The 12,422-nt window shown below is 67.5% G+C and carries 8 protein-coding genes and 3 pseudogenes; 3 read left to right on the top strand and 8 right to left on the bottom strand.

Going from position 1 to position 12,422, the window contains the following annotated elements; all coding sequences use genetic code 11:
• The gene (locus IT882_RS16270; RefSeq protein ID WP_229382444.1) at window positions 1-276 is read right to left on the bottom strand and encodes an HPr family phosphocarrier protein; all 276 of its coding nucleotides are present in this window, start codon (window positions 274-276) and stop codon (window positions 1-3) included.
• A gap of 198 nt (window positions 277-474) precedes the next feature.
• Window positions 475-612, bottom strand: a pseudogene (locus IT882_RS16265) (hypothetical protein); the annotation flags it as partial.
• 264 nt (window positions 613-876) lie between these two features.
• On the opposite strand from IT882_RS16265, the gene IT882_RS03540 reads away from it, so the two are divergent.
• The 3 genes from IT882_RS03540 (at window position 877) to IT882_RS03530 (ending at window position 4,760) form a co-directional block, all read left to right on the top strand.
• Window positions 877-2,784 carry a BglG family transcription antiterminator gene (locus IT882_RS03540; RefSeq protein ID WP_195694062.1) on the top strand — a complete coding sequence of 636 codons (1,908 nt, stop codon included), beginning with the start codon at window positions 877-879 and terminating at the stop codon, window positions 2,782-2,784.
• Between the two features lie 27 nt (window positions 2,785-2,811).
• A complete protein-coding gene (locus IT882_RS03535) occupies window positions 2,812-3,597 on the top strand; it encodes an alpha/beta hydrolase (protein ID WP_229382281.1) in 786 nt (261 codons plus the stop codon).
• Between the two features lie 305 nt (window positions 3,598-3,902).
• Window positions 3,903-4,760 carry a type IV toxin-antitoxin system AbiEi family antitoxin domain-containing protein gene (locus IT882_RS03530; protein ID WP_195693193.1) on the top strand — a complete coding sequence of 286 codons (858 nt, stop codon included), beginning with the start codon at window positions 3,903-3,905 and terminating at the stop codon, window positions 4,758-4,760.
• A 585-nt stretch (window positions 4,761-5,345) separates the two neighbouring features.
• Here the strand turns inward: IT882_RS03530 and IT882_RS03525 are convergent.
• From IT882_RS03525 to IT882_RS03500, 6 genes and pseudogenes are all read right to left on the bottom strand, one after another.
• Entirely contained in the window at window positions 5,346-6,461 is a 1,116-nt protein-coding gene (locus IT882_RS03525) for an adenosine deaminase (protein ID WP_195693192.1), read from the bottom strand.
• A gap of 52 nt (window positions 6,462-6,513) precedes the next feature.
• Window positions 6,514-7,811 (bottom strand): annotated as a pseudogene (locus tag IT882_RS03520) (thymidine phosphorylase).
• On the bottom strand, window positions 7,808-8,209 hold the full coding sequence (locus IT882_RS03515) for a cytidine deaminase (protein ID WP_195693191.1): 402 nt from the start codon (window positions 8,207-8,209) through the stop codon (window positions 7,808-7,810). Before IT882_RS03515 ends, IT882_RS03520 begins: the two are co-directional and overlap by 4 nt.
• 62 nt (window positions 8,210-8,271) lie before the next feature.
• Entirely contained in the window at window positions 8,272-9,573 is a 1,302-nt protein-coding gene (locus IT882_RS03510; protein ID WP_418887765.1) for an ABC transporter permease, read from the bottom strand.
• Window positions 9,570-10,864: pseudogene (locus tag IT882_RS03505) on the bottom strand (ABC transporter permease). Before IT882_RS03505 ends, IT882_RS03510 begins: the two are co-directional and overlap by 4 nt.
• Window positions 10,861-12,381: an ABC transporter ATP-binding protein gene (locus IT882_RS03500; protein ID WP_195693190.1), complete on the bottom strand. Its 1,521-nt coding sequence runs from the start codon at window positions 12,379-12,381 to the stop codon at window positions 10,861-10,863. Before IT882_RS03500 ends, IT882_RS03505 begins: the two are co-directional and overlap by 4 nt.
• Between the last annotated feature and the right edge of the window lie 41 nt (window positions 12,382-12,422).

The following is a 12,422-nucleotide window of genomic DNA, read 5'->3' as shown; positions in this document are numbered from 1 at the left end:
TCAGGCTGCGTCGTGGTCGGTGGTGAGCAGTTCGCTCAGGGTGTCCAGCGCCGCTTCTGCGCCGTCACCGTCTGCCGTCAGCGTGACGTAGTCGCCGTGTTCGACGCCCAGCGAGATCACCCCGAGGATGCTGGCCGCGTTGACCGGAGCCCCGGCATCCTTGGCGATCGTGATCGGGATGCCAGCGTCTTTGGCCGCCTGAGCGAACAGCTTCGCGGGGCGAGCGTGCAGCCCGTGCGACGAGCCGATGCGGACCGTGCGGGTGATCTGAGACATGGTTCCTCCCTGGAACGGACTATTCGGTGACGGATGCGGCACGGGCCGCGGTGACGATCTGAAGCAGTCGAGAACCGTCACGGTCCTCGAATGCGTCGGGGGCAGAAGCACAGCGGCTGAACCCGAAACGCTGACGGCGTCGCGGATGCGGGGGAAAGCAGATTCCAGGTGAGGACCCACGAGCACGATGTCGACGGGCTCGGCGAGGCCCACGAGGGTGTCCTCGGTTCCGGCCGAGACCTCGGCCTGCACACCGCTGCGCAGCGCGGCGTTCCGCAGCCGCTGTGCGACGAAAGTGCTGGACGCTCCTGCGCCGCAGATCACCAGGATCTTCATTGACCCGCCTCCTTCGGATTCGATTCTTGTGAGAACGCTGTGAGGCAACAACCAGTCCTTTTTCCGCGGGGGCGGAAGACGATTTCCGGGCAGCATCGGGCGCGCGGGCGCTGCCGACGGTCGGGGGCGCCGACGGGCCCCGCTCACCCCATGCCGCCGCTCCGTGCCCGCTGGAGCCCTCGTCGTGGTTGACTGACACCGTCGAGGACGCGTCGGGTGCGACCTCGCGCGAGGAGTTCGGTGACACGACCACGACAGGACCGGATGCTGAGCCTGCTCGTCCGCGAGGGCGAATGGGTCACTGCCGCGACCCTCGCCGATGCCCTCGGCGTCACTCCCCGCAGCATCCGTTCGTACGTGACCGCCGTCAACGCGCGCGTCCCCTCCGGCGCAGCAATCGAATCCGGTCCCTCCGGGTATCGTGCCGGCGTCGATGCCGCCGCGGCGCTGCGGGCGTCGGCAGCAGCGGACGCCGGGACACCGCGGGACCGCCTCCATACCCTCGTCCGGGCTCTCCTGAACGACCCGACCGGCATCGACGTCTTCGAGACCGCCGAAGAACTCCACGTGAGCCCGGCGACCCTCGAAGCCGACCTGGGTCGGGTGCGGAGCCTGCTGGGCGGCACAGGCATCACGCTCGAACGCTCGGCCTCGACGGCGCGCCTGCGCGGCGCGGAGGTCGCTCAGCGACGCCTGCTGAGTTCGCTCGCCCACGATGAGATGGAGGCGGGCGCGTTCGACTTCGACGCACTGCGCCGCTCGCTCGGCGGATCCTCCATGGGTGCCCAGGTGTTCGGGCCGTTCAAACCGGCGCTCGTAGCCCGCATGGGAGAGCTCGGGTACTACGTCAACGAGTTCGGCATCGCTGACGTGCTGATGCACATCGCCATCACGGCAGACCGGGCGTCCCAGGGACGCACCCTGGAAGCAACCACCGGCTCGCCCGTTTCCGACGATCGCCGCACCATCGCTGACGTCCTCGATGCCCTCGTGCGCGAACACATCGGCGTCGATCTCGGGCACGGTGATCTGGACCACCTCGCGATCCTTGTGCTGACACGGGTCGTCGCGCCGGGCGCGGCGGCACCGAGCGAGCGGGCACGGGAGAACCTCGACCCCCACCTCGAACAGGTCGTCCGCGACATCGTGCAGGATGCGGCATCCGAGTTCCTCGTCGACATTGCGCATGAGGACTTCGTCGTGCGACTCTCCCTGCACGTGCAGAACCTGCGGCAGCGCGCCGCTGCACAAGCCTGGTCGCGCAACCCGCTCACCCGGTCGCTGAAGACGAGCTACCCGATGGTGTTCGAGGTGGCGGTCTTCATCGCCGGTCAGCTCCACGAGCGGCTCGACATTCCGCTGCTCGATGATGAGATCGCCTACATCGCGATGCACGTCGGCGGACGCCTCGAGCGCAGCCGCCGGAGCGAGCAACTGCTGACCGCGACCATCGTGTGCCCGGGCTACTACGAGCTGCACGAGCTGCTGCGCTCGAGCGTCGATCGATCCCTCGGCCGCGCGATCGAGGTGGTCGGCGTCGATACCCGCGCGGACCCGGGGTGGGATGCGATCCACACCGACCTCGTCCTGTCGACGATCGATCCCCCGGCGCCGTCGGATCGGATCGTCCGCGTCCAGCCGTTTCTGACAGAGAGCGATATCGAGCGCGTGCAGGCGACAGCGAGCCGCATCCGGCGCGGCCGACGCCTGGCCAGGCTGCGAGCCGACCTTGCCCGCTACTTCGTCGCCGGAGCCTTCAGCCGCGAGCTCGCTGCCGCAGGGAACGAAGAGGACGCCATCCGCCTGCTGGGTGCACCGCTGGTCACGGAGGGCGTCATCGACCAGGACTACATAGAGCGAGCCATCCACCGTGAGCACCTGTCGTCGACGGCCTTTACCGATGCGCTCGCCGTTCCCCACGCCATCGGGATGACGGCCACGCGCACGGCGATCTCGGTCGGCGTCTCCGAGAACTCGATCGCCTGGGGCGACTCCCGGGTCCAGGTGGTCGCGCTGGTGGCGTTCTCGGAGTCCGACCGCGCCGCGTTCCAGACCGTCTTCGAGCAGTTCGTCGAGGTCTTCTCGGAGCGCGAGAGTGTGCAGCGCATCGTACGCCGGGCAACAGATCTCGCCGGGTTCCTCGATGAACTGGCCGCGGTCATCGACGGCTGATGCGCGGCTGCTGAGTAGGCTCGTGGGGTGGATGCCGATTCTGCCCCGCCGCCGCATCGTCGCCGCCGCTCCCGCGCGGCGCGCATCATCGGATGGATCGCTGCCAGCCTCGGCATCCTGCTGATCGTCGCCATCGTGGGAATCGTCATCTACTCCCAGGTGGGCGTGATGGCTGCCGAGCCCGAGCCGCTTGCCGCAGTGAAGGCGGATCCAGCCATCTCGATCACGGATGACTATGCAGCGATCGTCCTCTCCCCCGTCGAGGGCGCGACCGGTGACGGGCTCGTATTCATCCCGGGCGCGAAGGTCGACCCGTGGGCGTACGCCGCGAAGCTGTCGGGCATCGTCGAGTCGGGGACGACAGTTGTGATCACCAAGCCCTGGCTGAACCTCGCGTTCTTCGACCTGAGGCCCCTGGATGCGTTCACGAGCCTCGCGCCGGACGTCGACACCTGGGCCGTGGGTGGCCACTCCCTCGGCGGGGTGCGTGCCTGCCAGTTGACGCAGGATGCCGAGGCTCTGATCCTGTTCGCGTCGTACTGCGCGAACGACCTCAGCACCTCCGGCATGCCGGCGCTCAGCCTCGCGGGCGAACTCGACGGACTCTCGACTCCGGCGAAGATCGCCGATGCCAGGCCGCTCCTTCCCGCTGATGCCGACATGGTCGAGATCGCGGGCGCCGCGCACTCGTCATTCGGCGACTATGGCCTCCAGCCAGGCGATGGCACACCGACCATCTCGGACGCCGACATGACCGAGACCCTCACCTCCGAAATCGACCACTTCTTCCAGACCCAGGTGGCGGTCGGCTGACGCGACCGGGCCGGTGAGGCCCGTGTCGGTTGCGGCGCCTTGCGGCTGCTGCGGTGCCCGGCGGCAGCTGCGGTAGCCGCCGGCGGCTGCGGCTAGCTCCTCACATCCGCCGCCGCTACCGCCGGATTGGGCTGACCCCGACGTCGATCCGGGGTGATCTTGAGGAGTTAGCAACGTCCGGGCGTCGGACTCGGCATCCGACTCGGCATCCGAACTGGTCCTCCCCAGGTCTCGGTATCGGGCGCCTCTCCTCGGCACGGACGGACCGGGGTCATCCGTCATATGCCGCGCGGTTGACTGCCCGCATGCCAGGAGCGTCGAGCGGCCGCCAGCCGGCCCGGCGCGACCGCATCCTGACCACGTCCGATCTCCGCGCTCACGGGTTGTCGGAGCGGGCGATCAGGACACTCGTCAACGCGGGGCAACTGCTGCGCGTGCGGCGCGGCCAGTACCTCATCGCCGGAACGCCCGCCTGCATCGTCGAAGCCACACGCCTGGGCGGTCGGCTCGACTGCGTGTCTCTGCTGCGCGAGGCGGGGGTCTTCGTCGCCGGGAGCGCTCCGCTCCACATCCAGATCACCAACGGATCCAGCCGGTTGCCGACGCGCCCGTCTCACGTCATCGCGCACTGGAGAGACACGGCTGCCGATCGCTGCTCCCCCATCGCTCCGTGGATCGAAGCGCTGGCACAGGCGTGCCGATGCCAGGATCCGCGTTCAGCTATCGCGACCCTCGATAGTGCCTGGCATCTGGGATTTGTCGACGAAGCCGACCTCCGAGAGGTCTTTGCTCGCCTGCCGCTGCGCTACCGAGCGCTCCAGGGGCTGCTCGATCGCCGCTCGGAGTCGGGCACCGAGACGCTCATGCGGCTCCTCCTGCGCACCCTCGGATGCGACATCCGGGTTCAGCAGCGCATTCCCGGTGTCGGACGGGTCGACTTCGTCGTGGACGGTTGGCTCATCATCGAATGCGACAGCGAAGCACACCATTCGGGCTGGGAGGCTGCGCGACGCGACCGTCGCCGCGACCTGGCCGCAGCAGCGCTCGGCTACACGACGATTCGACCGATTGCTGAAGACATCCTGCACCACCGCGATGAGCTGACCGCGGTGCTCCGAACGATCCTCGATCGCCCACACATGCGCGGCGAAGCACGTCGCTAACTCCGCAATCCGCGTCCCGCATCGCTGGCTACAACGGTCAGCAGCGGATGCGGTGGTCACTCTTGAGGAGTTAGCCACCCCGACGGGACCTCGCCACGCCGACCCACGGGCGCAATCGATGCCGCCGACACCGACGCCTCAGTGCCAGCGCTCCGGCGCAGCTAACTCAGCAAGACCGGGCCCGATGCCGGCACAGCCGACATCAGACACCGGCGAACGCGGGCGAGATTGAGGAGTTAGCGGCGCCACCGGGCGCTGCGCAGTCCGACAGCAGTGACCGACGCTGCCGGATGGCGTCCGACCCCCGGGCACAGCTAACTCAGCAAGATCAGGCCGGATGCCAGCACAGCCGACACCAGAAACCGGCGAACGCAGCCGAAATTGAGGAGTTAGCGGCGCCACCGGGGGCTAGGTAGTCCGACAGTAATGACCGACGCTGCCGGATGGCGCACGATGCTCGGGCACAGCTAACTCAGCAAGACCGGACCCGATGCCCGCCTAGCCGACACCAGACACCGGCGAACGCAGCCGAGATTGAGGAGTTGGCCACAAGAACGGCCGCGACCGGCGCTGGCCGAGCGGGGATCAGCGTTCGAAGCCCTCCCCGATGAGCTCGATGAGTTCCTCACGCTCCTCGACCGGGAGGAAGGCGCCCGCGGCGGCGTTGAGCTGGAAGACCTCGAGGTCGTCAAGGTCGTACTCGAACGTCTCGGCCAGCAGGGCAAGCTCGCGCGTCAGCGATGTCCGGCTCATGGTGCGGTTGTCGACGTTCACCGTCACCGAGAAGCCCAGCTGATAAAGCAGGTCGAAGGGGTGGTCAGCGAGCTCTTCGCCCCACGCCGAGATCGCCCCGGTCTGCAGGTTCGAGCTCGGCGACAGTTCGAGCGGGATCTCCCGGTCGCGCACCCACCGGGCGAGGTCGCCGAACTGCACGAGCACCTCGTCGCCCGCACGGGAGACCACGTCGAGGTCCTCCGCGATCCGCACCCCGTGCCCGAGGCGCAGCGCGCGGCCGTCGAGCAACGCGGAGCGGATCGAGTCCAGTCCCGCTGCCTCACCCGCGTGCACTGTCACCGGGAAGAACTCGCTGGCGAGATAGTCGAAAGCCTCACGGTGGCGCGACGGGAGGAATCCGTCCTCCGGGCCCGCGATGTCGAACCCGACCGCGCCACGCTCGCGCCACTCGACAGCGAGCCGTGCGATCTCGAGGGACCGATCGGTGTGCCGCATCGCGGTGATGAGCTGCCCGACACGGATGTCGTGACCTGCCTGCTCGGCAGCATCCTCACCCTCTTCGATGCCGTCCTGTACGGCCTCGACGACCTCCTCGAGCGACAGCCCGCCCGACAGATGCTGCTCGGGCGCCCACCGGACTTCGCCGTAGATCACGCCATCGGCGGCAAGATCCTCGACGAACTCCCGGGCGACCCGTGTGAGCCCCTCGCGGGTCTGCATGACGCCGACGGTCAGGTCAAAGGTCTTCAGGTACTCGACCAGCGATCCCGAATCGGAGCGTTCCGCGATCCAGTCGGCGAGGTCGTCAGCCGTGTCCTCGGGCACCTCGAGCCCGACCTGGTCGGCGAGCTCCACGATCGTCGCGGGCCGCACGCCCCCGTCGAGGTGGTCGTGCAGCGACACCTTGGGGAGCTTGCGGATCGACATCCCCTGCAAGACGTGGTCACCGTGCTGATCGATCGACATGAAGGCTCCTGAGAGTGAGGGGGATGGCGGGGCGGGAGAGGACGACGGATGCTCAGGCGGTGATGCGCTCGAGAACAATCGGCGCCCTCGAGACCTCGGCGTCACCAATCTCCCACGCGTTCTCAAGCGCGTCCAGTGCGCGCGGGAACCGCGCCGCATCCTGCGCCGACAGCGTAAACAGCGGCGCGCCGGCAGCGACCGCATCGCCGGGCTTGGCGTGCAGATCGATGCCCGCCGCGTGGATGACGGGATCTTCGGCGCGCGCCCGTCCTGCCCCGAGTCGCCAGGCGGCGATACCGAACGGCAGAGCTTCCAGACGGGTCACGGTCCCGGATCGCGGCGCCGTCACGGTGTGCGTCTCGCGGGCGACCGGCAGGTCGGCATCCGGGTCCCCACCCTGGGCGAGGATCATCGCGCGCCAGGAATCCATGGCACGTCCGTCGGCGAGCGCCGCCTCGACATCGGCATCCGGCTGGCCCGCCAGCGCGAGCATTTCACGGGCGAGGGCGACCGTGAGCTCGACCACGTCGGCAGGTCCCCCGCCGGCGAGCACCTCGACAGACTCCCGCACCTCGTTCGCGTTTCCGATCGCGAGGCCCAGCGGCGTGTCCATATTCGTCAGGAGCGCGGTCGTGGCGACCCCGGAATCGGTACCGAGAGCAACCATCGTGCGGGCGAGCTCGCGGGCACGATCGACGTCGCGCATGAACGCGCCCGAGCCGAACTTGACGTCCAGCACCAACGAGTCGGTGCCCTCGGCGATCTTCTTGGACATGATGCTCGAGGCGATGAGGGGAATCGCCTCGACGGTGCCGGTCACATCGCGCAACGCATAGAGCTTCTTATCGGCCGGAGCAAGGCCAGAGCCTGCCGCGCAGATCACGGCACCGACATCGCGTAGTTGCGCTGTCATCTCGGCATTGGAGAGCGCAGCGCGCCAGCCGGGGATCGACTCGAGCTTGTCGAGGGTGCCCCCGGTGTGGCCGAGTCCGCGCCCCGACAGCTGCGGGACGGCAACACCGAAGGATGCCACCAGCGGCGCGAGCGGCAGCGTGATCTTGTCGCCCACCCCGCCCGTGGAGTGCTTGTCGACGGTCGGCTTGCCGAGCCCGGCGAAACTCATCCGCTCCCCGATGCGATCATCGCATCGGTCATCACCCGGATCTCGTCGCGCTGCATCCCGTTGAGCAGCGTCGCCATCGCGAAGGCTGCCATCTGCGCATCGGCGACATATCCGCGGGTGTACGCGTCGACCATCCAGCGCAGCTCCGGCTCGGGAACGGCACCCCCGTCTCGCTTGATCCGGATGACGTCGACGGCGTCGAACGGCTCGATCGGCGCCTCGGTCATGCGCGTGCCTCCTCGAGGTCGCGGGGCCCGAAGGCATCCGGCAGCACCTCATCGATCGTGCGGATGCCGGACACCGTGTGCAACAGCATCCCGGATGCGGAGTGTTCGTAGAGGAGCTGCCGGCAGCGGCCGCACGGCATGATGATCTGTTCCTGACCATTGACGCACACGAAAGCCGTGAGCCTGCCGCCGCCGCTCATGTGCAGTGCCGAGACGAGTCCGCACTCAGCGCAGAGCCCCACGCCGTACGAGGCGTTCTCGACGTTGCATCCGGTGACGATGCGGCCGTCGTCGACGAGCGCTGCAGCTCCGACGGAGTAGTTCGAGTACGGGGCGTAGGCGCGGCGCATCGCCGAGATCGCCTCGGTGCGCAGCCCCTCCCAATCGATGTCTGTCATGCGGATCCTCCCGGCTCGCACAGGTCTCAGCGCCCCCGCTCGTGGCGAGGGCGCCGATTCCGTTATTCCTTGATGTAGGGCTTGCCGTCGGCGGCGGGCGCTCGGGAGCGGCCGACGACACCGGCGACGACGAAGATGGTCACCACGTAGGGCAGCATCAGCATGAACTCGCTCGGCACCGGCGAACCGACGATGCTCAGGGTGTTCTGCAGGCTCGACGCGAACCCGAACAGCAGCGCCGCGAGCGTCGCCTTGATGGGGTCCCACTGACCGAAGATGACGGCAGCGAGCGCAATGAAGCCCGCTCCGGCGGTCATCTCCTTGTTGAAGGCGATGCCGTTGCCGATCGTGAAGACGGTGCCGCCGAGGCCGGCGATAGCGCCGGCGAGCAGAACGTTCCAGAACCGCGTCGCGTTGACCTTGATCCCGACGGTGTCGGCAGCTTGCGGATGCTCACCAACGGCGCGCAGGCGCAGCCCCCAGCGCGTGTGGAACATGCCGACGTAGACGGCAGCGACCGCGATGTACATGAGGTAGACGATGATCGTCTGGTTGAACAGCACCGGCCCGATGACGGGGATGTCTGCGAGCAGCGGAATCGGCATCCGGTCGAACCGCGGCGGACTGTTCAGCGTCGCACCGTTGGGCTGCAGCACCTGCGAGTACAAGAAGCTCGTCAACCCGATCACGAGCACGTTCAGCACGACACCGACGATGACCTGCTCGACGAGGTACTTGATCGCAAACGCAGCGAGGATGAAGGCGACGAGCGTCCCTGCGACCATCGCCGCAAGAAGCCCGAGGATGGGCTGGCGCGTCGCGGACGCGACGACGGCGGCGGTGAATGCGCCCGCCAACAGTTGCCCCTCGATCGCGATGTTCACGACACCGGCCCGTTCCCCGATCACACCACCCAGGGCGCCGTAGATGAGGGGAACCGCCAGTCCGAGCGATCCCGCGAGAAGCCCCGCCACGGGGATCGCAGCACCCGCCGCAGCCCAGGTGAGGAATCCGACGACGATCGCCAGAATGTAGACGATGACGATCCACAGCGGCGAACGCGCGAACGCGCGGACGAAGAACACGGATGCCACTGTCAGCAGCACCAGCAGGACGACACAGACCCACGCGGTCGCCATGACGGGCACGGCGAGTTCGGGGAGCTGAATAGCGTCCGTGGGTGTGGACAGCCGGAAGGTCGTGACCCCCTCCCGCGGCGCAGCGAGCAGCAGGATGGCAAAGAGCGCCGTGAAGATCGTGAGCGCGATCGGGACCTTCCAGCTGCGAATTCTCTCGGGCTGGGCGGTTGCCAGCGGCGCGATGGGGACGGTTCCTTCGCCCGTGGGAGATGCAGTCGTGCTCACGCGGCACCCCCTTCAGCGCGGGCTTGCGCTTTCAGCTGCTTCTGCCGTGCCTTCTCACGCTTGCGGCGGTCGCGCTCGGGCGAGGGCAGGAAGAAGATCGTGCGAACCAGCGGCGGCGCCGCAATGAACAGCACGATGAGCGCCTGGACGACGGTGACGATCTCGACCGGAATCTGCTCGGCAGCCTGCATCGAGTATCCGCCGGCCTTGAAAGCGCCGAACAGGATGCCTGCCGCAAACGTTCCCCACGGAGTAGAACGGCCGAGGAGCGCGACCGTGATGGCGTCGAATCCGATGCCGGCGTCGATGTCGGCCGAGAAGCCGGTCGTGACGGTCCCCAGCACCTGGTTGACTCCGGCAAGACCGATGAGCGCGCCCGAGATCAGCATGCCGTAGACATACATGCTCGACACCTTGATACCAGCCACCCGTGCGGCGTTCGGGTTCTCGCCGACGGCACGGAACTGAAAGCCGAGGCTCGAACGCGACAGGATCCACCACACGAGCACCGTCGCACCGATCACCAGGATGAACCCGAAGTGCAGGTTGTAGGAGGGCCGAGCAGATCCGGGAACACCGCGGTGTCTTTCATCGCCGGCGTCTTGGGATTGCTCGATCCCGGCGCCTGGAGCAGGCCCGGGGTGCGCAGCATCCACGAGATCAAATAGAACGCGATGTAGTTGAGCATGATCGTCACGATCACCTCGTGCGCTCCGGTGCGTGCCTTGAGGAGACCCGCGATGCCAGCCCACAGCGCACCCGCGATCAGGCCCGCGATGAGCGCGACGACCATGTGGATGCCCCACGGCAGGTCGAGCGAGAACGCCACCCATCCAGCTGCAGCGGAGGCCATCAACATCTGACCGCGGCCACCGATGTTGAACATGCCGATGCGGAAGGCGAGTGCGACGCCGAGACCCGCCGCGATCAGCGGCGTCGCGAAGGTGAGCGTCTCGGTGATGGGCTTGATCGCTCGCTCGAAGGTCGGCGCATTGAAGTTGTAGATCGCCCCCTGGAACAGGGCGATATAGGCGCCGCTGACGGCATTCCACACGGCAGCAATGGTGTCCATCGGACGCGCGAAGAAGTACCCGGATGCCGCCTGCACGTCCTCGTCGGTGAAGGCGATCATGATGCCGCCGACGATCAGCGCCAGGAGCACCGCGAGCACGGAGATGATCGCGTTCCCCTGGGTGATCCGCCGGAAGGTCTCGTGCCACTTTCCGGGCGGGGGCACCTCCTCGGGGCCGGGCTTCGAGCTGCGTTTTGGCTCCGATGCCGTGGTGCTCATGCGGCAGCTCCTTCCGTGCTCGGGCTCTCGCCGGCCATCATGAGGCCGAGGACCTCACGCGGCGTGTCGCCCGGAACAATGCCGACGATTCGGCCGCGATACATCACCATGATCCGATCTGCGAGGGCGACAACCTCGTCCAGTTCGGTGGACACGACGACCACGGGGATGCCGGCGTCGCGGGTCTGGACGACGCGCTTGTGGATGAACTCGATGGACCCGACGTCAACGCCTCGCGTGGGCTGGGCCGCGACCAGCAGCGACAGCTCGCGGCTGAGCTCGCGGGCGAGCACGACCTTCTGCTGGTTTCCGCCGGAGAGGGTGCCGACGGGCGTATCGACGCTCTGTGCGCGGACGTCGAACTCCTCGAACTTCTCCTGCGCGAACGCCGCCAGCGCCGCGCGCTGCACGGTGCCCGCCTTGACGAACGGCGCTCCGTGGGCGCGATCGAGCATGAGGTTCTCGGCGATCGTGAAGGGGCCGACAAGGCCGTCTTCCTTGCGATCCTCGGGGACGAATCCAACGCCCGCGTCGAGGATGCCTCGCACGCTGCGGCCGATGAGCTCGGCGCCATCCAGCGTGGCTGACCCACGGACGATTCCCTGGAGGCCGACAAGAGCCTCTGTGAGCTCGGTCTGCCCATTGCCCTGAACTCCCGCGACGGCCAGGATCTCGCCACCGCGAACCTCAAAGCTGACGTCATCGACGATGGGGTGACCGGTGGGATCGAGCACCGACAGGCGCGAAACGACAAGGGCAGAATCGCGCAGCTGCGGCGGGTCCTTATGCACCGTGAGCTCGACGGCCCGACCGACCATCATCGACGCGAGTTCGGCATTGGATGAGTCGGGCGATGCTTCGCCGACGACCTTGCCGAGGCGGATGACGGTGATCCGATCAGCCACTTCGCGGACCTCGCGAAGCTTGTGGGTGATGAACACGATGGAGGCCCCGGACTCCTTGAGCTGACGCATGATCGCCATGAGCTCGTCGGTCTCCTGCGGCGTGAGCACCGCGGTCGGCTCGTCGAAGACCAGCACCTTCGCGTCGCGAGAGAGCGCCTTGATGATCTCGACGCGCTGCTGCACCCCGACCGGCAGCTCCTCGACGAGAGCGTCGGGGTCGACGTCGAACCCGAATCGCTCCGAAATCTCCCGGACACGCTGTCGGGCCGCATTCAGGTCGAGGAACCCGCCGGCCTTGGTGGATTCGTGACCGAGCATGACGTTCTCGGCGACCGTGAACACCGGGATCAGCATGAAGTGCTGGTGCACCATGCCGATGCCCGCGCGCATGGCGTCACCGGGTCCCTGGAAATTCTGGACGTGATCGTCAAGGAGGATCGTGCCCTCGTCGGCCTGGTAGAGGCCGTACAGGACATTCATCAGCGTTGATTTGCCGGCACCGTTCTCGCCGAGGAGACAGTGAATCTCTCCGGGTTCGACCACGAGATCGATGTGGTCGTTTGCGACGAGGCTGCCGAACCGCTTGGTGATCCCGCGGAGTTCGAGCTTCATGATGCCGATCCTAGGAGACAGGTCGGGTCGGCGCACCGAAT

The sequence above is a fragment of the Microbacterium schleiferi genome (assembly GCF_015565955.1).
Lineage (GTDB): Bacteria > Actinomycetota > Actinomycetes > Actinomycetales > Microbacteriaceae > Microbacterium > Microbacterium schleiferi_A.
This window is presented reverse-complemented; position numbering and strand designations above follow the sequence as displayed.